The sequence below is a fragment of the Nocardia sp. PLKS1-43 genome, assembly GCF_059510335.1.
Map to the genome: position 1 here is coordinate 88,337 of NZ_JCAJZQ010000009.1, position 20,516 is coordinate 108,852.

Annotated in this window: 19 protein-coding genes; 12 read left to right on the forward strand and 7 right to left on the reverse strand. The window is 68.5% G+C overall.

What is annotated here, in order from left to right:
• The first annotated feature begins 67 nt into the window (after positions 1 to 67).
• Positions 68 to 601, forward strand: coding sequence for a nuclear transport factor 2 family protein (locus AC5WS7_RS27855; RefSeq protein ID WP_495957553.1), 534 nt, complete (start codon positions 68 to 70; stop codon positions 599 to 601).
• Between the two features lie 72 nt (positions 602 to 673).
• Here the strand turns inward: AC5WS7_RS27855 and AC5WS7_RS27860 are convergent, their stop codons facing one another.
• Positions 674 to 2,293 carry a peptide chain release factor 3 gene (locus AC5WS7_RS27860; RefSeq protein WP_495957554.1) on the reverse strand — a complete coding sequence of 540 codons (1,620 nt, stop codon included), beginning with the start codon at positions 2,291 to 2,293 and terminating at the stop codon, positions 674 to 676.
• A gap of 463 nt (positions 2,294 to 2,756) precedes the next feature.
• Here AC5WS7_RS27860 and AC5WS7_RS27865 point away from each other — a divergent pair, with 463 nt between their 5' ends.
• From AC5WS7_RS27865 to AC5WS7_RS27875, 3 genes are all read left to right on the forward strand, one after another.
• The gene (locus AC5WS7_RS27865; RefSeq protein WP_495957555.1) at positions 2,757 to 3,353 is read left to right on the forward strand and encodes a 50S ribosomal protein L25/general stress protein Ctc; all 597 of its coding nucleotides are present in this window, start codon (positions 2,757 to 2,759) and stop codon (positions 3,351 to 3,353) included.
• Between the two features lie 42 nt (positions 3,354 to 3,395).
• Positions 3,396 to 3,998: an aminoacyl-tRNA hydrolase gene (pth, locus tag AC5WS7_RS27870; protein WP_495957556.1), complete on the forward strand. Its 603-nt coding sequence runs from the start codon at positions 3,396 to 3,398 to the stop codon at positions 3,996 to 3,998.
• Between the two features lie 214 nt (positions 3,999 to 4,212).
• Complete coding sequence (locus AC5WS7_RS27875) at positions 4,213 to 5,301, forward strand: ADP-ribosylglycohydrolase family protein (RefSeq protein ID WP_495957557.1); 1,089 nt, start codon at positions 4,213 to 4,215, stop codon at positions 5,299 to 5,301.
• 15 nt (positions 5,302 to 5,316) lie between these two features.
• Here AC5WS7_RS27875 and AC5WS7_RS27880 read toward each other — a convergent pair whose 3' ends face one another.
• Positions 5,317 to 6,513, reverse strand: a complete 1,197-nt coding sequence (locus AC5WS7_RS27880; RefSeq protein WP_495957558.1) for an aminotransferase class V-fold PLP-dependent enzyme — start codon at positions 6,511 to 6,513, stop codon at positions 5,317 to 5,319.
• 339 nt (positions 6,514 to 6,852) lie between these two features.
• On the opposite strand from AC5WS7_RS27880, the gene egtA reads away from it, so the two are divergent.
• From egtA to egtD, 4 genes are read left to right on the forward strand one after another with little or no spacing between them, the layout of a single operon-like run.
• Positions 6,853 to 8,103: an ergothioneine biosynthesis glutamate--cysteine ligase EgtA gene (egtA, locus tag AC5WS7_RS27885; RefSeq protein WP_495957559.1), complete on the forward strand. Its 1,251-nt coding sequence runs from the start codon at positions 6,853 to 6,855 to the stop codon at positions 8,101 to 8,103.
• A gap of 52 nt (positions 8,104 to 8,155) precedes the next feature.
• Complete coding sequence (gene egtB, locus AC5WS7_RS27890) at positions 8,156 to 9,496, forward strand: ergothioneine biosynthesis protein EgtB (RefSeq protein WP_495957560.1); 1,341 nt, start codon at positions 8,156 to 8,158, stop codon at positions 9,494 to 9,496.
• Complete coding sequence (egtC, locus tag AC5WS7_RS27895) at positions 9,496 to 10,290, forward strand: ergothioneine biosynthesis protein EgtC (protein WP_495957561.1); 795 nt, start codon at positions 9,496 to 9,498, stop codon at positions 10,288 to 10,290. The genes egtB and egtC overlap by 1 nt, the downstream gene beginning before the upstream one ends.
• On the forward strand, positions 10,290 to 11,261 hold the full coding sequence (egtD, locus tag AC5WS7_RS27900) for an L-histidine N(alpha)-methyltransferase (RefSeq protein ID WP_495957562.1): 972 nt from the start codon (positions 10,290 to 10,292) through the stop codon (positions 11,259 to 11,261). Before egtC ends, egtD begins: the two co-directional genes overlap by 1 nt.
• Before the next feature lie 254 nt (positions 11,262 to 11,515).
• Here the strand turns inward: egtD and AC5WS7_RS27905 are convergent, their stop codons facing one another.
• A complete protein-coding gene (locus tag AC5WS7_RS27905) occupies positions 11,516 to 12,121 on the reverse strand; it encodes a TetR/AcrR family transcriptional regulator (protein ID WP_495957563.1) in 606 nt (201 codons plus the stop codon).
• A 105-nt stretch (positions 12,122 to 12,226) separates the two neighbouring features.
• On the opposite strand from AC5WS7_RS27905, the gene AC5WS7_RS27910 reads away from it, so the two are divergent.
• Genes AC5WS7_RS27910 through AC5WS7_RS27925 form a run of 4 tightly spaced genes read left to right on the forward strand, consistent with a single transcriptional unit; the run spans position 12,227 to position 15,055 of the window.
• Positions 12,227 to 13,456, forward strand: coding sequence for an alkane 1-monooxygenase (locus AC5WS7_RS27910; RefSeq protein WP_495957564.1), 1,230 nt, complete (start codon positions 12,227 to 12,229; stop codon positions 13,454 to 13,456).
• Positions 13,456 to 13,644: a rubredoxin gene (locus AC5WS7_RS27915; protein ID WP_495957565.1), complete on the forward strand. Its 189-nt coding sequence runs from the start codon at positions 13,456 to 13,458 to the stop codon at positions 13,642 to 13,644. The genes AC5WS7_RS27910 and AC5WS7_RS27915 overlap by 1 nt, the downstream gene beginning before the upstream one ends.
• The gene (locus AC5WS7_RS27920; protein WP_495957566.1) at positions 13,641 to 13,826 is read left to right on the forward strand and encodes a rubredoxin; all 186 of its coding nucleotides are present in this window, start codon (positions 13,641 to 13,643) and stop codon (positions 13,824 to 13,826) included. The genes AC5WS7_RS27915 and AC5WS7_RS27920 overlap by 4 nt, the downstream gene beginning before the upstream one ends.
• Positions 13,823 to 15,055, forward strand: coding sequence for an NAD(P)/FAD-dependent oxidoreductase (locus AC5WS7_RS27925; protein WP_495957567.1), 1,233 nt, complete (start codon positions 13,823 to 13,825; stop codon positions 15,053 to 15,055). Before AC5WS7_RS27920 ends, AC5WS7_RS27925 begins: the two co-directional genes overlap by 4 nt.
• Before the next feature lie 824 nt (positions 15,056 to 15,879).
• Here the strand turns inward: AC5WS7_RS27925 and AC5WS7_RS27930 are convergent.
• The 4 genes from AC5WS7_RS27930 to AC5WS7_RS27945 are packed head-to-tail and all read right to left on the reverse strand — an operon-like array spanning position 15,880 to position 20,514.
• A complete protein-coding gene (locus AC5WS7_RS27930) occupies positions 15,880 to 16,737 on the reverse strand; it encodes an amidohydrolase family protein (protein ID WP_495957568.1) in 858 nt (285 codons plus the stop codon).
• Positions 16,738 to 16,782: 45 nt separating this feature from the next.
• Positions 16,783 to 17,763 (reverse strand): substrate-binding domain-containing protein, encoded by a 981-nt coding sequence (locus AC5WS7_RS27935; RefSeq protein ID WP_495957569.1) that lies wholly within the window; start codon positions 17,761 to 17,763, stop codon positions 16,783 to 16,785.
• 49 nt (positions 17,764 to 17,812) lie between these two features.
• Entirely contained in the window at positions 17,813 to 19,462 is a 1,650-nt protein-coding gene (locus AC5WS7_RS27940; RefSeq protein ID WP_495957570.1) for a thiamine pyrophosphate-binding protein, read from the reverse strand.
• The gene (locus AC5WS7_RS27945; RefSeq protein WP_495957571.1) at positions 19,459 to 20,514 is read right to left on the reverse strand and encodes an amidohydrolase family protein; all 1,056 of its coding nucleotides are present in this window, start codon (positions 20,512 to 20,514) and stop codon (positions 19,459 to 19,461) included. Before AC5WS7_RS27945 ends, AC5WS7_RS27940 begins: the two co-directional genes overlap by 4 nt.
• Positions 20,515 to 20,516 lie beyond the last annotated feature (2 nt).

Here is a 20,516-nt window from a genome sequence, read left to right on the forward strand (position 1 = left end):
TGATAGCGATTCGGTACAGATCTGCCAAATCACGCGCAAGCCGGTGTCCGGATGGGATTGTTGAGGTATGGACTCCGATGCCGTCTCCGCAATCAGTCGGCTGAAGTTCCGCTACCTGCGGGCACTCGACACCAAGGCCTGGGACGATTTTGCCGACACCATGGTCCCGGACGCCACCGCGACCTACAGCGAGTACCTGCAGTTCGAATCGCGCGACGCCTTCCTGGCATTCATGCGCAATACGCTCGGCCCGCACGTGATCACCGAACATCGCTGCGATCACCCGGAGATCGACGTCGACGGTGACGAGGCCACCGGCACCTGGTATCTGGCCGATACGGTGCTCATCCCCGGCCACAACATGCTGCTGCGCGGCGCGGCGTTCTATTCGGACCGCTACGTCCGCTGTGAAGACGGCCACTGGCGCATCGCGCACACCGGCTACGAACGCACCTACGAGGTGGTGCTGTCGCTGTCGGACCTGCCGAGCCTGCGTCTCACCTCGAGCCGTTGGGGCCTGATCGGGAACGAACCGGAGCCCAGCGGCGTCGCCGGTGGTGACGGGAAGTCCCCCGATTCACCCGAAGAGACGATGGGCTAGCCGCCCCTTCGCGGGGTGCATACCCATCATCTCGCCGGATACGTCGAGGTGTTCCGCGAGTTCGGGCGGCGGCTAGTCCGCGGTCGCGACCAGGGGCTCCAGGGTCAGTTCCGGCATTTCCTTCTGGATGTACTGCAGGCGCCACTTGTCGCTGAACAGGGCCAGAATCGCGCCGTCGGTGCGGGTGAAGACCTCGACGCCGCGCTGGCGGTCGAGTTCGGGTGCGGATTGGGCGTCGGTGCGGCGGGCCAGTTGGTAGGGCAGGAAGTCCAGTTGCGTCTCGACCGTGAATTCGGCCTGCATGCGGGCAGTGACCACCTCGAACTGCATGGGACCGACCGCGGCGAGCACCGGCGAGGCGTCGCCGCGGGTGTCGTTGCGCAGCACCTGTACCACGCCCTCGGAGTCGAGCTGATCGATGGCCTTGCGGAACTGCTTGTACTTACCCGCGCTGCGGGCCCGCAAGGTGGCGAAATGTTCCGGCGCGAAGGACGGGATCGGCGGGAATTCGACCTTCTTGTCCACGAACAGGGTGTGCCCGGGAGCGAGCGCGGTCGCGTTCACCAGACCGACCACATCGCCGGGATAGGCGGTATCGACCGTGGAACGTTCGCGGCCGAAGACGGTCAGCGCGTATTTGGTCGCGAACGGGCGTCCGGTCTGGGCGTGCGTGACGACCATGCCGCGCTCGAACTCCCCGGACACGATGCGCATGAACGCCAGCCGGTCGCGGTGCGCGGTGTCCATACCGGCCTGCACCTTGAACACCACCGCGCTGAACGGGTCGGTGGTCTGCCGGGGCGAGCCCTGCACGTCCGCGCGCGGGCCGGGCGCAGGAGCAAGGGACACAAGGGTTTCCAGGAGCTGACGCACCCCGAAGTTCAGCATCGCCGAGGCGTAGATGACCGGTGAGGTCTGTCCGGCGAGGAACAGTTCCTGATCGTGGTCCTGGCCGGTGGCCGAGAGCAGTTCGCTCTCCTCGGCCGCGGTGGTCCACGCCTCGCCTTCGCGCTCGCTCGCCTGCGCGACGTCGTAGGACTCCTCCGGCGCGATCGTCGCACCGCCGGCGGTGCGGGTGAAGTGGATGTATTCGGTCGCCGCACCCTCTTCGCCGCGGCGCAGCAGACCGCGGAAATCGCCCGCGATGCCGACCGGCAGGAACAGCGGGGTCGGGGTCAGGCCGATGCGCTCGCTGATCTCGTCGAGCAGTTCCAGCGGTGCGCGGCCGGGGCGGTCCCATTTGTTGATGACGGTGATCACCGGAATGCCGCGGTGGCGGCACACCTGGAACAGTTTGAGCGTCTGCGGCTCGAGGCCCTTGGCGGCGTCGATGAGCATGACCGCGGCGTCGACGGCGGTCAGCACGCGGTAGGTGTCCTCGGAGAAATCCGAGTGACCGGGCGTATCGACCAGGTTGATCACGCAGTCGCCGTATTCGAATTGCAGCGCGGTCGAACTCACCGAGATACCGCGCGCCTTCTCCATCTCCATCCAGTCCGAGACGGTGGATTTGCGCCCGGATTTGCCGTGGATCGCACCGGCCTCGGCGATCACCTTGGCGTGCAGGGCCAGCGCCTCGGTGAGGGTGGATTTACCAGCGTCCGGATGGGAGATCACCGCGAAGGTGCGCCGCCGCGCGACTTCCTGTGCCAACCGCCCGGACGTGGACGTGCCGGAAGACGGGGAATTCACGCAGGGCTCCTGTTCACGGGGATATGCAACTCGTCAAGGTTACGTGACCCGCCATTGCCCGCATGTCCCGGTCCGGTTCAGCCGCCACCGGCCGCGACGACTCATTCACTCGAAGCCGCGTCGAACCGCTTCGCCGCGGATGCGTGGGCGTGGCGTTCCGGGGCTTCGATCCGAAGGGTTCGAAACCCTGTACATCGGCGCGCGGAACGGTAGTGTGACGGATGCGCGGTGCCCCGGTTGGGGCGCGGGGTCCGGTTCGGGGGTATTCCGGCGTGCGTGTTATTCTCTTCGGGTTGTCTCGGCGAGGGTGTGAGGCACAGATGTGCACACACCGTGATCGACGCGGCTCGGCTTTTCCGCCGTTCTCGTTCGTTCTTTCGCCCGACGAGCAGACCCTTTGCCAGGGCAGCCCCTGGCCAGTTAGGTAAACCCGCCCCGGAAAGCCGTAGGAGAAGTTCCCGCCATGTCCGACACCAGCCTTCTCGAAGCCACCGTACGCACCGAATTCGGCAAGGGCGCCGCACGCCGCACCCGCCGTGACGGTAACGTCCCGGCCGTGCTGTACGGCCACGGTGAGGCTCCCAAGCATCTGGCCGTCAACGCTCAGGCATTCGCCGCCATCCTGCGCGAGCACGGCACCAACGCCGTGGTGAACCTGGAGATCGAGGGCACCAAGCAGCTCGCGCTGACCAAGTCGGTTGTCGTGCACCCGATCCGCCGCTACATCGAGCACGCCGACCTGCTGATCGTCAAGCGCGGCGAGAAGGTCGTCACCGACGTCCAGGTCGCGCTGGTCGGCGACGCCGCCGCGGGCACCCTGGTCACCCAGGAGGCCACCACCCTCTCGGTCGAGGCCGACGCGCTGAACATCCCGGAGCAGATCGAGGTTTCGGTCGAGGGCGCCGAGGCGGGCACCCAGATCACCGCGGGCGCCATCGCGCTGCCCAAGGGGGTCACGCTGGCCGGTGACGCCGACGCGCTGATCGTGAACGTCATCGTCGCCCCGGCCGCCGAGGTCACCGAGGAAGCGGGCGAGGAAGAGGCCGAGGCTGCCGAATAAGGCTGTCCCCCAACGGTTTTCCTGACCAATCGAATGCCTGAGATGCCCGGTAAGTCGACGTCCGCCACGGAGACCGCGACCGGACCCGCGCTCGTGGTCGGTCTGGGTAATCCCGGAGCCGAATACGAGCGCACCAGGCACAATGCGGGTTTTCTGGTCGCCGACGTGCTCGCCGGGCGCGTCGGCGGCCGTTTCACAGTGCACAAGAAGTCCGGCGCGGACCTGCTGGAGGCGCGCCTGGACGGGCGCAAGGTGCTGGTGGCCAAGCCGCGTTCGTACATGAACGTCTCCGGCCGCCCGGTCGCCGCGCTGGCTCGCTTCTTTTCCGTTCCGCCGACCGAGGTGATCGTCGTCCACGACGAGCTCGATCTGGAATTCGGCGTGATCCGCCTCAAACGCGGCGGCGGTGAGGGCGGCCACAACGGCCTGCGCTCGATCTCGAACGCCCTGACCACCAAGGACTATCTGCGCGTCCGATTCGGCATCGGCCGCCCGCCGGGCCGCCAGGACCCGGCCGACTACGTGCTCAAACCGTTCGCGAGCACCGAGCGCAAGGAACTGCCCGTCATCGTCGAACAGGCCGCGGACGCAGTGGAACTCCTGCTCCGCGCGGGTCTGGAAGCCGCGCAGAATCAGCTGCACTGACGGGTCGGCGCAGGTGCCGCGAAGTCGCCGATCCGGTTCTTCCGCTCGGCGACAGCCCGATTCGAACTCCGGGTCGGCACGCCGCGCATCGCCTGCGGTGCCGCAGGCGGGAACCGCCTCTGAGTCATCGCATGCCGGCGTCGATTGCGTTGTGCCAGACCCGGATTGCGGACTGCTCGGGTGAGATCGCCGGTGGGCTGCCATGATCGGATGCGTGCAGGAGTACACGAAACTTGTCGATCGAGTCCGTGGGTCACTGCTCGGCGGGGCTGTCGGTGACGCGCTGGGGTGGCCGATCGAGTTCTACGAGCTGGACGCGATCCGGGAATTCCACGGGCCGCAGGGCGTGACCGGCTTTGTGCCGATCGGGCACGATCCCGGTGCGCCACAGCAGATCACCGACGACACCCAGATGACGTTGTTCACCGCGGAGGGGCTGTTGCGGCTGCCGCCGGGCGCCGACCCGGCCCCGGTTCTGGCGCGCGCCTATCTGCGCTGGCTGCGAACGCAGCGCGAGGACGGGCCCGGTCTCGCGCCGGACGGCTGGTTGGCGAGCCGGGCGTTTCTCTATGCGCGGCGCTCGCCCGGAAACGCGTGCGTCAGCGGGCTGGACCGGCAGGACCGGGAGTACTGCGAACCGCGTCCGCTGGGTGTGCCGGGTCCGGTCAACCCGGATTCCAAGGGCTGCGGAACGGTGATGCGGTCCGCGCCGTTCGGCCTGGCCCGCCTCGGTCCGGATCTGGCGTTCACCATGGCCGCGCGCTGTGCCCAGCTCACGCACGGCCACCCGACGGGCTATCTCTCGGCGGGCATCTTCGCCGCGCTGATCGATCGGGTGGTGGCGGGCGTGCCGTTGCCGGATGCGGTGCAGCAGAGCATCGCTCAGATCACCGGCGGCCCCGGCGCCGAGGAGACGGTGGCGGCGCTGCAACGCGCGGTCGGCGTCGCGCAGGAGGGTGAGGCCACGGCCGAACTCGTCGAAAAGGTGGGCGCCGGGTGGATCGCGGAGGAGTGTCTGGCGATCGCGGTGTACTGCGCCCTGGTGGCCGATCGGACCGCGGATCCCCGTGCGGCGCTGCTGCTTTCGGTGAACCACTCCGGCGACTCGGATTCCACCGGAGCGGTCGCGGGCAATCTGATCGGGGCCGCGCACGGCTTGTCCGCGTTGCCGCTGGACTGGGTCGGGCGGGTGGAGGGACGGGACGAGCTGGTCCAGGTCGCCGACGATCTGATCCTGGCCTTCCACGTCGGCGACCGCGGGCACCTGCCCGCCCGCTACCCGCTCGACGCGCCGGTGCACTGACCCGGCCCGGCCGGTTCAGCGCCCGGTCGCCAAACCGGTGACGGCCTCGGTGAAACGCTCCAGCTCGTCGGCGCTGACGAAGCAGTGCGGCGAGGCGCGCACCACCGAGTCCAACCGGCGGGCGGACATGTCCAGCAGCGTGGATCCGCGATGGCTCACGGTGACCGTGATGTCCTGGGCCAGCAGCCGATCGCGGATGTCCACCGGAATCCAGCCGTCGATGGTGAACGAGACGATGCCACTGTGCCGGGCGCCCAGATCGCGGACGGTCACCTCGGGAATCTGCGCGAGGGTCTTGCGCAACTGCTCGGCGTTGGCCGAGATCGCGGCGTAGACCTCGTCGGGACCGTGGTCGAGCAGGTAGCGCACCGCGGCGCCCAGGCCCAGCCGGGCGGCGACGTCGCATTCCCAGAATTCGAAGCGGCTGGCGTCGGCGGCCAGGCGGTATTCGTGCGGCCCCACCCACGCGGCGCTGTGCAGGTCCAGGCGGGTCGGTTCCATCGTCGCCGCCAATTCCGGCCGCACGTAGAGGAATCCGGTGCCGCGCGGTCCGCGCAACCATTTGCGGCCGGTCGCCGACATCGCGTCGACGTCCAGTTCGGCCACGTCCAGCGGGAGCTGACCGGCGGACTGGCAGGCGTCCAGCAGCACCAGCGCACCCACCCGGTGGGCGATCCGGGCCGCCTCCGCGACCGGGTTGACCAGGCCGCCGTTGGTCGGCGCGTGCACGAGCGAGACCAGTTTCACCCGCTCGTCGAGCATCGCGGCCAGGGCGTCGAGGTCCAGCTGGCCGAATTCGTCGCTGGGAATCCGCTCGACCACCGCGCCGGTGGCCTGTGCGCGTTGCAGGGCCGCGATGGCGTTGCTCGCGTAGTCGGCCTCGGAGATCAGGATGCGGTCACCGGGCGCGAGCGGTACCGCGTAGAAGAAATCGGACCAGGCCCGGGTCGCGCTGTCGCTCAACGCGATACCGGCCGGATCGGCGTTGACGAGTGTGCCGATCGCGGTCTTGACCGATTCCAGATCGTCCAGCCGTTCGTTCGCGGCGCGGTATCCGCCGATCTCGGTCTCTCTGCGCAGATGTCCGGTCACCGCGTCGAGCACCGGTCTGGGCGGCAGCGACGATCCGGCGCTGTCCAGGAAAACCGGTGTCGGCCAGGTGACGTTGTCGTAGGCCGGGATGTCGGCGCGAAGGCGAGTCAGATCGAGCACCCAATCGACGATAGAAGATGCCGGGCGCCGGATGTGCGGCCAACTCGCGGATTGCGGCGCGGCGAACGCGGGTGCCGGGCATGTCGTACGGCCGATCCGCGAACGGCCCCTCGTTCGGTTCCGGACGATTTGCGCTGGTCCGGTGGGGTGGTCGCGGACCCGTTATCGTTTCGTCAGATTTCTTGTCGGTGCCCGCCGCTACTCTGGTTCGGGTCGGTGAAACGAGTCCCCGGGCGCTCGCCGAAGTGCGCCCCGGCTGGATGAGGCATCCGGCTACACAGCTAGGAGCAGCACGGCTGCCGCGGCGCGAGCACAGCCCGCGGCGGAGCGGAGGTTGACATGGCAGTCACGGCGGTTCGGGCCGCGGTCGGAGCGGGGGCTGAATTGACCTCACGCGCCGCGGCCGAGGCATATATCGGCGGCGTCTGTTTCAAGCAGGGCCCGCCCTGTCTGATCGGCGCCGAGCTCGAGTGGCTCACCGAATCCGGTGAGTGTTCGGCGCCCGCCCCGCGTCCCGAGCCGACGGCGCTCGCGGAGGCACTAGGCCCCTATGCGCCGCCGACCCTGTCGCCCGAATCTCCCGCTCTACCCCTGCCCGGAGGCAGCCGGGTCACCGTCGAACCCGGTGGTCAGGTAGAACTCTCCAGCGCCCCGTTCGAATCCGCCGCCGAACTCTGTGCGAATCTGCGGGCCGATGTCCGCCATCTCGAACGCTTGCTCGAATCCCGTTCCATCCGAACGTTCTCCGCCGCGGCCGACGGCCTGCGCCCGGCGCGGCGCGTGTTGCAGTCTCCGCGTTATCGGGCCATGGAACGTTCCTTCGCCGGAATCGGCCCGTTCGGCAAACTCATGATGTGCAATACCGCGGCGACGCAGGTCAGCCTCGACGCCGGGGCCGATCGGACCGAGATAGCGGCCCGGTGGACCGCGCTCAACACCGTCGGCCCGGCCCTGCTGGCCGCCTTCGCCTGCTCACCGGACCTGCACGACGCACCGGCCGGTTCGTGGGCGTCCCAGCGGATGCGCACCTGGCTGCGTCTGGACCACGCCCGGACCAGGCCGCCGGTGCTGGACTGGCCCGATCCGGTCACCGCCTACGCCCGCTGGGTGCTGGACGTTCCGCTGCTGTGCGTGCGACAGCCGGAACAGGACGCCGACTGGGCGGCCCCACCCGGCGCGACCTTCGCCGACTGGCTGTGCGGCGCTCTCGACGACGAGATCGGCCGCCGCCCCGATGCCGCCGACCTGGACTATCACCTCACCACGATGTTCCCGCCGGTGCGGGCCGCGGGATATCTCGAGGTGCGTTATATCGACGCTCAGCCCGGCCAGGACTGGTCGGTGCCGATCCACGTGCTCGAGGCGCTGATGTCCGCGCCGGAGGTGGTCGCCGAGGCCACCCGCGCGGCGGCCCGGGTCGCGGATCGCTGGCTCGAGGCCGCCCGCTGTGGCCTGTCTGATCCCGAAATCCGTTCCGCCGCAGTCGATCTGCTGGAAATCGCCGCGGCAGCCGCGGCGCCGGAGGCGGTCGACGAGGTGCACGCCGCGGTGCGCCGATGTCGTGCCGGACTCATGCCCGGCGCGCGTTGAACCGTCTCGCGCCGGTCCAGCTTCACCCACACCTCACCCTCGGAGTTCTTCGATGACCGTTCATCTTTCCGGAACCGACCACGCCGATGCCGAGCGATTACGCGAGCGGATCGCCGCCGTGCTCACCAGGGCGCGCGAACGCACTGCCGGGCTCACCGATTGCGTCGACGAGGCCGAACTGGTCGCCCAGCATTCGCGGCTGATGAGCCCGCTGGTGTGGGATCTGGCCCATATCGGCAATCAGGAGGAACTGTGGCTGGTGCGCGAGGCCGGCGGACGGGAGCCGGTGCGCGCCGATATCGATCGGCTCTACGACGCGTTCCAGCATCCGCGTGCGGACCGGCCCGCGCTGCCGCTGCTGAACCCCGACGAGGCCCGCGACTACACCGGCACCGTGCGCGGGAAGGTGTGGGATGTGCTGGCGGACAGCGATCTTCGCGGTGATCGGCTGACTTCCGGCGGTTTCGTCTTCGGCATGATCGCCCAGCACGAGCAGCAGCACGACGAGACGATGCTGGCCACCCATCAGCTGCGCACCGGCCCCGCGGTGCTCTCGGCCGCGCCCGCGCCCACCGCGGCGGTCCCGGTGTCCGGCGAGATCGTCATTCCCGCGGGCGAATTCACCATGGGCACCTCGACCGATCCGTGGGCGCTGGACAACGAGCGGCCCGCGCACCCGGTGCGGCTGCCCGGATTCGCGATCGATGCCGCGCCGGTGACCAACGCGCAATATCTGGAGTTCATCGAGGACGGCGGTTACCGGCGTCCGGAACTGTGGTCCGAGCGCGGCTGGGCGCATCGGGTCGAGGCGGATCTGAGCGCGCCGCAGTTCTGGGAGCGCGATGGTGGGAACAATTGGTGGCGAAGGGTTTTCGGCACCATGACGCCGCTGCGTCCGGCGCAGCCGGTGGTACACGTGTGCTGGTTCGAGGCGCAGGCGTACGCCAACTGGGCCGGTAAGCGGCTGCCCACCGAGGCGGAATGGGAGAAGGCGGCCCGCTTCGATCCGGTCACCGGCCGTTCACGCAGGTATCCGTGGGGTGATGCCGATCCCGACGCGAACACCGCCAATCTCGGTCAGCGTCATCTCGAACCGGCCGATGTGGGCGCGTATCCGGCGGGTGCGTCACCGGCCGGGGTGCATCAGCTGATCGGGGACGTGTGGGAGTGGACGTCCTCGGGTTTCGAGTTGTACCCGGGTTTCGAGGCTTTCCCGTATCGCGAGTACTCCGAGGTCTTCTTCGGCGGGGACTACCGGGTGCTGCGCGGCGGCAGTTTCGGCACCGACGAGGTCGCCTGCCGCGGTACGTTCCGCAACTGGGATCACCCGATCCGGCGCCAGATCTTCTCGGGTTTCCGGCTCGCCCGCGATCTGCGATCGGACGAGCGCTGATGTGCCGTCATCTCGGATATCTCGGCCCTGTCGCGCCGGTCGGCGAGATCCTCACGCGCGGTACGCATTCGCTGTACGAGCAGGCGTGGGCCCCGCGCGATATGCGCGGCGGCGGCACCATCAACGCCGACGGTTTCGGGGTCGCCTGGTGGCTACCCGGCGGGGAGGTGAGCCGGTACCGCAACGCCGCGGCGATCTGGACCGATCCCGCGGTGCGCGAGGTGCTGCCGCAATTGCGTTCGGCCGCGGTGCTGGGTGCGGTGCGTTCGGCGACCAATGCACTATCGGTGGAACGCAACGCGTGCGCGCCGTTCCTGGGCGGGCGCTGGGCGTTCAGCCACAACGGGCGGATACCGGACTGGCAGCCGGTACTCACCCGGCTGGCCGTGGAATTCGGCTCACCGTCGCTGATCGAGGCCGAATCGCGCACGGACGCCGCGACATTGTGGGTGATCGTGCGCGATCTGCTGGAGAAGTCCGGCGATGCGGGCGAATTCGGCTCGTCGGCCGCGGACCCGGCCACGGTTCTGCCGCGGGTGATCCGGGCCGTGCTGGAACTGTCACCCGAATCGCGCCTGAACCTGCTGCTCGGTGATGGCGAAACCCTGTGGGCCACAACCGTTCACCACGCGCTTTCGGTGCTGGTCACCGAGGAGATCGCGGTGGTGGCCTCCGAACCGTACGACGACGATCCGCGCTGGCGGGCGGTAGCGGACCGGCACCTGGTGACGCTGCGGCCCGGCCACCTGTCGATCGTCCCGCTCGATACCGAAGATGCCGAAAGGGCGTTGTGATGACCGCACCGACGTTGGAAATCCACCTCACCGATGCCGATCTCACCGAGGCGTTGCGCGCGGACGCGCGGCGCGGGCTGACCTCGGACCCGAAAACCTTGCCGCCCAAGTGGTTCTACGACGCGCGCGGCAGCGAACTGTTCGAGGAGATCACCCGGCTGCCCGAGTACTATCCGACCCGCACCGAGCGGGCGCTGCTGGAACGGGTCGTCGGCGAGATCGCCCGGATCGCCCGGGCCGAGGTCCTGGTCGAGCTCGGCGCCGGATCGGCGGCCAAGACCCGTCTGTTGCTGTCCGCGCTCGATTCTGCCGGGCCGTTGAAAACCTATGTACCCCAGGATGTCTCGGAATCCGCACTGCGCGGCGCGGCCGCGGAGATCAACGCGGAGTTTCCCGGTCTGGCCGTGCACGGCGTGGTCAGCGATTTCACCGATACCCTGCACAATCTCCCCGGCGGTGGCCGCCGGATGATCGCCTTCCTCGGCGGCACCATCGGCAATCTGGTCCCCGCCGAACGCGCGGAATTCCTCGCGGGCGTGGCCGCGGTGCTCGAGTCCGGGGAGCAGTTGCTGATCGGCGCGGGCCTGGTGATCGACCCCGCGGTCCTAGTCCCCGCCTATGACGACGCCGCCGGGGTCACCGCCGAGTTCAACCGGAATGTGTTGCACGTGTTGAATTCTCGTCTGCGCGCCGATTTCGACACCGATGCCTTCGACCACGTCGCCCTGTGGGACGCGCGGAACGAGTGGATCGAGATGCGCCTCGAAGCCACCCGGGACATGACCGTCACCGTTCCCGATCTGGACCTCACCGTCCACTTCACCCGCGGCGAACAGATACGCACCGAAATCTCCGCCAAATTCCACCCCGAGGGCCTCGGTGCCGAACTCGAGACCGCGGGTTTCGACACCGAACACATCTGGACCGATCCGGACGACCGCTTCGCGCTCGTCTTGGCCGCCCGTCGCTGACGAGCGGGCGCACTCGCTCGATACCGAACTACGGCGTCAGGCCGGGGGTTTCCGGCCACGGTCCCAGCACCGGGTCCGCGGCCGGCCAGCGCCGGGTCGGTGAGGACATGGCCGCGTACATCGCGCACCGGCGGCAGCCCGAGGGCGGCTCGGCGGGCACGGCGTTCAGCGCCTCGCCGAACTGCGCGTTCCAGCCCAGGGCGTCGATCTGCCGCTGCAGTGCGTTCCCCCTGGTGAGGTGGCTCCGGCCCGGGTCAGAGCATGCCGGTGAAGACCCGCGTGATCACCAGGGCGACCTGATCCACGGCGTGCTCGATCGGGCCGATGGGCTGGAACAGGTGGCTCAGGGTGAGGCGGACGAGTATTTCGACGAGGGTGGTCAGGTCGTCGTCGGAGAGGGCGGGCAGGTCGTAGCGTTCGCGCATGGCGGCGATGAGGGCGGTGAGGGCGCGGCCCAGCACCGGTTCGGGTTCGGTGACCAGCGCGGGGAGCAGGGTGGTGTCGCCGCTGTGCCGGCCGGACAGGACGGCCTTCAGCAGGGTGTTGTCCGCGCCGGTGCGCAGGGTGTATTCGGCCGCGCGGGTCATGCCGGTGATCGGTTCGTCCGGATGCTCGGCCAGGGTGTCGACGATGCCGCGCAGGAAGGCGCCTAGTTCGCGTTCGATCAGCGCGTCCGCCAGGGCTTGGCGGGTGCCGATCTCCTTGTAGAGCACCGGCCGGCTGATCCCCACATCTTTGGCGATGCGGGACATGTTCACCGCACCCCAGCCCTCGGTGCACACCACCTCGCGGGCGGCGTCCAGAGCTCGTTCGCGCAGGAGAAGGCGCATTTCGCTCTGAAAATTCGGCGCGTCAGCCACGGCGATCATCGTACATCAGTCCCTTCAGTGACTCAGTCATTGACAACCAGCTACTAGTTGTATTCACTAGATACACATTCTGGAATTGTGTAAACGGAGTGCGATATGACGACATCACGGAGCGGCGAATCCGGGGCCGGCACGGCCGTGCCCCGGCAATGGCGCGATCGCAAGCGATACCTGTGGCTGCTGGGCCTGGTCGCGCCGACCGCGCTGCTGGTCGCGGCGGCGCTGGTCCGGGCGTTCAACTGGTTGGGCTGGCAGGCGGTCAGCCCGGTCTGGTGGTGGGTCGGGCCGATCCTGGTCTACGTGCTGCTGCCGACTCTGGATCGGTTCTTCGGCCCCGACGGGCAGAACCCGCCGGAGGAGGTCATGCAGGAGCTCGAAAACGATCGGTACTACCGGTACTGCACCTACGCGTACATCCCGTTCCAGCTGATCAGCCTGGTCTTCGCGAGCTACCTGTGGACCGCGTCGAACCTGTCCTGGCTGGGCGTCGATGGTGGTCTGAGCGTGGTGTCCAAGATCGGCCTTGCGCTGAGCATCGGCACCATGGGCGGGGTCGGCATCAACACCGCCCACGAACTCGGGCACAAGAAGGACCGGCTCGAACGCTGGCTGTCGAAGATCACCCTGGCGCAGACCGCGTACGGGCACTTCTACATCGAGCACAATCGCGGCCATCACGTCCGTGTCGCCACTCCGGAGGACCCCGCCAGCGCTCGCTTCGGCGAGAATTTCTGGACCTTCCTGCCACGCAGCGTGTGGGGGAGTCTGCGCTCGTCGTGGGAGCTGGAGAAGACCCGGCTGGGTCGAATGGGCAAGGGCCCGTGGACGATCCGCAACGACACCCTCAATGCCTGGTTGATGACGCTCGCGCTGTGGGGCGTGCTGACCGCGGTCTTCGGGCCGGCGATCCTGCCTTATCTGGTCCTCCAGGCCGTCTACGGCTTCTCGCTGTTGGAGACGGTGAACTATCTGGAGCACTACGGCCTGCTGCGGCAGCGGACCGCGGCCGGACGCTACGAGCGCTGTACCCCCGAACACAGCTGGAATTCCGATCACATCGTGACCAACATCTTCCTGTACCACCTGCAGCGGCACAGTGATCATCACGCGAACCCCACTCGGCGGTACCAGATCCTGCGCAGTATGGACGGTGCGCCGAATCTGCCCAGCGGGTACGCCAGCATGATCACGCTGGCCTATTTCCCGCCGCTGTGGCGCAGGGTGATGGACCACCGGGTGCTCGAGCATTACCGGGGCGACATCACCCGGGTGAATATCCAACCCGCACAACGCGAACGGGTACTGGCGAAGTACGGGGCGCGGTGATGGCCGCCTATCGCTGCCCGGTCTGCGATTACGTCTACGACGAGACCGAAGGTGCTGCGCGCGAGGGCTTCCCGCCCGGCGCATCCTGGTCCGACGTGCCCGACGACTGGTGCTGTCCCGACTGCGGCGTCCGGGAGAAGGTCGACTTCGACGCCGTCACCGATACGTCCGGAAGGAAATCCCGATGACCACCGACTACAAGCTTTTCCGTTGTCTGCAATGCGGTTTCGAGTACGACGAGGCGCTGGGCTGGCCCGAGGACGGCATCGCGCCCGGTACCCGCTGGGCCGACATTCCCGAGGACTGGTCCTGCCCGGATTGCGGTGCGGCGAAGGCGGATTTCGAAATGGTCGAGGTCAGCCGCGCATGACGGGCCGGATCGTGATCGCGGGCGCCGGACCGGCCGGGGCGACCGCGGCCCGGACCCTGCGTGCCGAGGGATACACCGGCCGGATCGTGCTCGTCGGCGCGGAACACCATGGGCCCTATCGCCGCCCGATGGTGTCGAAGGATCTGCTCGCCGGTACGCGCAAGTTCGACCGTTGCCTGCTCGAGCCCGAAAACTATTGGGCCGAAGGCGATATCGACCTGCGCACGGCGACAATGGTGGCCGATATCGATACCGACCGCAGGCGGCTGTGGCTCAGTACCGGCGAGGCGCTGGACTACGACGCGCTGCTGCTGGCTACCGGTGCGCGGGCGCGGCGCCTGGAACAGCATCCGCCCGTGCGGGTTCGCTCGCTGCGCGGCGTCGCCGATACCGCCCCGCTGCGTGCGGCGATCGAGAACGGCCCGCTGCTGATCATCGGCGCAGGTCTGGTGGGCTTGGAGGTCGCCGCCACCGCGCGGAGTCTCGGCGCGGAGGCGCTGGTTCTGCACGCGGGCGCGATGCTGCTGAATCGTACTGTGCCCCCCGAGGTTTCGGCCACGATCGCCGATCTGCACGCCGAACATGGTGTGCGGATCGAGAAAGACGTCCGCTTGGCCGAACTCGAGCAGATCGATCGTCGCGGAGTCGTCGCGACCGCCGCCGACGGCCGCACCTGGACGGCCTGCTCCGCCCTGGTCGCGATCGGCGCATTCCCCGACACCGCACTCGCCAGGACGGCCGGAATCGCCGTGGGCGACGGCATTCTCGTGGACGAGCGGTATCGCACATCGGCCCCGGGTGTCTACGCCGCCGGAGATGTCGCCAATCGCTTCAACCCCGCGCTCGGCCGCCACGAGCGCTGCGAACACTGGAACAGCGCACTGGCCGATGGTAAGGCCGCCGCGAAATCGATTCTGGGCCAAGAGCATACCGACATCGACACCCCTTGGGGCTGGACCACCCAGTACGGCGTGAGCATCCAATTCGCAGGCCGTCCGGCGTCATACGACGAACTGGTCGTCCGGGGTTCGATCGACTCCCGCGACTTCACCGCGCTGGCCCTGGAACAGGGCGCACTCGTCGGCGCGGTATCCATCGGCCGCCCCCGGGACATCCGAGCCGCTCGCGATCTCATCGCGACCGGCGTCGTCCGCACCACGACGGCCTGGGCCGACGAATCCACCGAGCTCGCCGTCACCGCCCCGACCCCGGTGCCAACAGCCCGCTGAACCTTCCACCACCCGCTCCCCCAGAACGTCTTCGGCCACTCGAACCTGCACTCCTGCAAGCTGTTCCGAGACCGCCCGCCCGGCTCACGAGTTGTGGCCGCCGGTCCCGGCCGCTCGTTCCCGGGCGCGGCCGGGACCGGAGTTTGCCGCGCATCACCCTGTCGCCACGGACCGCCATTGCCGTGGTGCGGGTGCCCAAGCCGCCACTGCCGCAAGGTGTTCTGCGAGCGGCTGCGTGGTTGTCGTGATGTGGTGCCGGTCCCGGCCGTTCGTTTCCGGGCGCGGCCGGGACCGGAGATTGCCGCGCATCACCCTGTCGCCGGGTGGAAGACTCCGTGGACCGGCCGGTCCTGGTGCCTCGGGTGCCGAATCTGCCACTGCTGCAAGGTGTTCTGCGAGCGGCTGCGTGGTTGTCGTGATGTGGTGCCGGTCCCGGCCGTTCGTTTCCGGGCGCGGCCGGGTCCGGAGATCGTTGCCCATCGCACCGTCGCCCGCTGCGGGCAGGGCCTGCCCGATCCTGGTCCGCCGCATCAGGTCGCAGGGCCGATGGGCGGTCCCGCAGCGGTGGCGACCCAGCCATACCGCAGCATCAGCGGGTGAGCGGGATTCGCCGACGGTGCGCTGCCCGGTCGGTTACGGCCACTCGAATAGCGACGGCTGCAACATGTTTCGTAACCGCTACTGATCTTCCGCGTGGGGCCCGGCTGGGTTCTCGAGTGGGCCGACGCCAGCCGGGCCGAGCGGTGATGTGCACGACGCGTTCGCCCGGACGCCGGTCGTCTCGGCGGTGCGGCGGCCGTGACACGGTGCGACCGGTCTCGATATCAGTTCTGTCCGGCGAGGCCGTGGTACAGCCGGCGTGCTGTCCCGGCGAAGATCTCCTCGCGATCGGCCTGCGGGACGTCGGTCAGCACGGCTTGGGCGAGGGCCAGCAGTTCGGGCAGGGACTGTTCGGCCGCGGGCAGGTTGGAGCCCCAGGCGATGCGGTGTGCGCCGAATGCGCTCAGGACCGGGTCGAGGAATCCGGCCGCCTCCCTGCCGACGTCGCGGAGGGGTTCGAGGTTGCGGTGGGTCAGTTTGAGGTGCAGGCCGGGGTGCTGGGCCAGGCTGGCCACCTCCTTGCCCGCGGCCGTGGGCGAGGAGGTGATATCGGGGTAGCCCATGTGGTCGAGCAGGACGTAGACCGAGGGGAACCGGCGCAGCAGTTCCTCGAGTTGGGCGGTCGCGGGGCCCAGCCGCATCTGCAGGCAGACGGTGACGCCCAGATCGGTGGCCATCTCCCAGAACGGATAGGTCTCCGGCGCGGCGAACCACTCGCCCTGGATCGGCACCGTGCTGCCGCTGGTGAACAGCCGGACCCCGGACAGGCCGCCCGCGCCCACGACGGCGGCGAGGTTGTCCGCGGCATCGGGCCGCAACGGGTCCACGGTCCCCACCGCGATGAACCGATCGGGCCGCCGCGCCCGGCTGTCCAGCACGTAAGAGTTGTCGTAGCCGTACGCGGTGGTGGCCTGGACCAGCACCGACCGGGCGATCCCGGCCTCGTCCATGGCCGCGACCATGCCGTCCGCGGTGACCGGGCGAGTGGACGCCCAGCCGGACTGCTTGCCGCCCAGCGGTGCGCGGGGGTAGCGGTCCGTATCGTCGGAGATGATGTGACAGTGCGTGTCGATGATGTCCATTGCTGATCTTTTCCGTTGTGGGACAGTCTTTTCCGGCGAACGCGCTCAGGCGTCGGGATAGTCGCCGTCGTCGAACAGGTTCGCGGGCTCGCCGGGGAAATCGGGGTCGAGCAGGCCCTGGTCGCGGGAGAACCGCACCAGCGCGCGCAGGCTCGCGTCGTTCGCGTGCAGGCCGTAGGGGATCGGATCGCCGTTGACCCGTTCGGCCTGTTCGCCCAGGCGCGGCAGCGCCGACCACCGCGGGTCCGCTTCCAGCTGCCGGCGCTTGGCCTCGGCGAACGCGGCGTACAGCGCGCTGGGCAGGCCGGGGTCGTTCCGGACGAGTTCGCCGCGGATCGCGATCACCGAATGCAGCGGGTAGATGCCGGTGCGCAGATACCAGTCGGTGGCGAGCACGTCGGCCTCGGGGAACAGCGGGTACGGCCCCTCGTCGCCGGTGGGCTGCTCGGGCGCGGCCTGCCAGCCGGTGCGGGGCGCGCCGGCGCGTCCGGTCCCGGCATTACCGGTGAGCGCGGCGTCGATTTCCCCGGCGCGCAACAACTCTCCGAGCGATCGGCCGTCGGTGACCCGCTCGACGTTCGAGGGCGCGCGTCCCTCGATGTGGTCGTCGTCGTCCACGACCCAGGTGATGGAGTCGGTGTCGACGCCGTATTCGTCGCGCAGAATGCCACGCACCCACACCCCGGTCGTCACGGTGTAGGCGCGCACGCCGATCCGCTTGCCCTCCAAGTCCTTCGGGACGCGGATGCCGGATTTCGCGCCACACTGGACATCGGCGTGGTGGAAGCGGCGGTTGAGGAACACCGGGATCGCGGTGAGAGCCACCTCGGCCTGCAATGCCATCAGATAGGAGGTCGGGGCGAGTTCGCACACATCGAATTCGAGGTCGCGGATCATCCGCCGGTACGCGCCGATGACGGGTTCGACCGTGACCGGTTCCACCGCGTATCCCTCGATCGCGACGTCACCGCTCAGCAGCGGCTGCGCGTGCGCGTACTTCCCCAGGACCACCGAAAGCTTGTTCATGTCTTGCCTTTTCGTTCGGATGTGGATGTGTTCGATGCGACCGCGCGGCTCAGACGTCCTCGCCGTACTGGATGCGCCGATAGGGCACGCTCAGCACGTCGCGGGTGATCCGGACGTCGATCACCGTGGGCCCCGGCGCGCGGACGTACTCGGCCAGCGCGGCGCGCAGCTCGTCGGTGTTGCGTACGGTCGCGCCGTTGCCGCCGAGTGATTTCGCCACCGCACCCAGTTCCGGGGTGGAGATCAGCGCGAGTTCGGCGTCCAGGCCCTTGGCCTTCGATTTGTGGTACTCCGCGCCCAGTCCCTCGTCGTTCATGACGACGACGAGCACGGGAAGCCCATAGCGGCAAGCGGTTTCGAATTCCGACAGGTGCATCAGGAAACTCGCGTCACCCTCGACCACGAACGTCGGCCGACCGGTGGCGACGGCGATGCCGATGGTGAGCAGCGGCGCCTGGCCGATCGCGCCGAACATGCCGTAGTTCGAGGTGATCTCGCGCGAGCGCTGGAACAGCATCGTGCCGAAGTCGGTCTGATGTCCGCTGCCCAGCACCAGTCCGATCTCGCCGGGCAGTTCGGCGTCGATCACCGAGATCGCCTCGCGCGGGTCGAGAAGCCCGTTGCCGCTGCGGTATTCGGCCGGATCGATCAGCGGCGCGGTCAGCCTGCGGTGCACCTCGGCGGTGTGGAAGCCTTCCAGCTCGACGCCGCGGGCGTCCAGGGCGGCGGTCAGTTCGGTCAGGCCGCTGATCGCGTCGGCCTGCACGTAGCAGTCGGCCACCCGGCCGTTGCCCATCACGAGGTGCGGCGCGGTGTCGATCTGCACGAAACTCGCCTCGGGGAACAGATATCCGCTCTCGATCGTGTAGTGGTTCAGGCTCGCGCCCACCGCGATCACGCAGTCGGCCTCCTGCAGCAGTTCCATCGCGACCTTGCTGCCGAACAGGCCCGCGATCCCGACGTGATAGTCGGTCTGGCCGTACAGCCAGTTCTTGGCCTGCAACGTGGTGGCCAGCAGCGCTCCGGTGCGGCGCTGCAAGCCGAGGATCTGTGCTCCCGCATCGGCTCCCCGCGCTCCGCGCCCACCGATGATGACCGGGCGTTTGGCCGCCGCGATCAGTTCACAGGCGCGCTGGATGCGCTCCGGATTCGGCAGCAGCGTCGGGGGCCGGATGAGATCGGTGGACGGGACGTAGTCGTTGAAACCCTCGAACTCCTGCAGTTGCACATCGAAGGGTGCGCTGATCATCACTGGCCGCGATTCGGTCCGCGCGCGGTAGAACGCCTGCTGGACAACGTCTTCGGCCGAGTCCGCCTTGGTCACCTGGAGGAATTCGCATTCGAGCGCGGCGGCGAACCGGCGCTGATCCAGATACTGCACGGCGGAGGTGTCGCCCAGCGACGTCTCGCCGCAGAACGCGACCAGCGGGATCCGGGCCCGGCTCGCCACGATCATCGAGGTGGCCAGCTGCGCGGTGCCGGGGCCGCTGGTCGTGGTCACCACCCCGGGACGTCCTGTCGCACGGGCGAATCCGTGCGCCATACTCAGGCCCGCGCCCTCGTGGCGCACCTCGTACAGGCGCGTCCCGTGCCCGGCCAGGGCGTTCATCCAGTGCATGTTGGCATCGCCCATCATGCCGAAGACGTGGGTCGCGCCCTCGGCGGCGAACGCGTTCGCCAGCGCTTCGTAGACCTTCACCGCGCAACCTCCTGCTGCTTCGTGTTCTGCAATGCCGCCTCGAGACGCGGAAAGACGCGTAATGCGTTGTCGCCGTAGATATCCGCGCGATCCTTCGCGGAGATCGAGTCGATGGAATCCAGAATCGCCTTGGTGTCGTCGAACCGGCGGCCGGTCTCGGGGTCCACGCTGCGCACCGCGCCGATCATCTCCGAGGCGAACAGCACGTTGCGCGCGGGAATGATGTCGGTGAGCAGTTCCAGGCCGCGCTTGTGATAGACGCAGGTGTCGAAGAAGACGTTGTGCAGCAACGCTTCTTCCAGCGGCGGGCGGCCCTGGTCGATCATCATGCCGCGGTAGCGGCCCCAGTGGTACGGCACCGCGCCGCCGCCGTGCGGGATGATCAACCGCAAGGTCGGGAAGTCGCGGAACAGATCCGACTGGCACAGCTGCATGAACACCGAGGTGTCGCCGTTGAGGTAGTGCGCGCAGGTGCCCTGGATCGCCTCGTTGCGGGACATCGCGACATGCACCATCGCGGGCACGTCGAGTTCCACCAGCTTCTCGTAGAGCGGGTAGTAGATCCGGTCGGTCAGCGGCGGCGCCTGCCAATATCCGTCGGACGGGTCCGGATTGAGCAGGCAGCCGACGAATCCGTGTTCGGTGACGCAGCGCTCGAGCTCCATCGCCGAGGTGCGCACGGACTCGGCCAGTGCGTCACCGGGCGACTGCGGCAGCTGGCACGCGCCGATGAACCGGTCCGGGAACAGCCCGCACACCCGCGCGATCAGGTCGTTGCTGACCTGCGACCACACCAGGCTGGTCTGCGCGTCGCCGTAGTGGTGCGCCATCTTTCCCGCGCCCGGCGAGAAGATCGTCAGATCCGTGCCGCGCTCGATCTGCAGCTTCAGCTGCCCCTGTTCGATGGCGGTGCGGATCTCCTCGTCGCTGATCTCGAGTTCGCTGGGCGAGACGCGCGCCCCGGAGTTCTCGAAGGCGGAGATCTGGCGCTCCCGCCATTTCCCGAGCGCCGGTGGGGCCGTGGTGAAGTGACCGTGACAGTCGATGATCATTA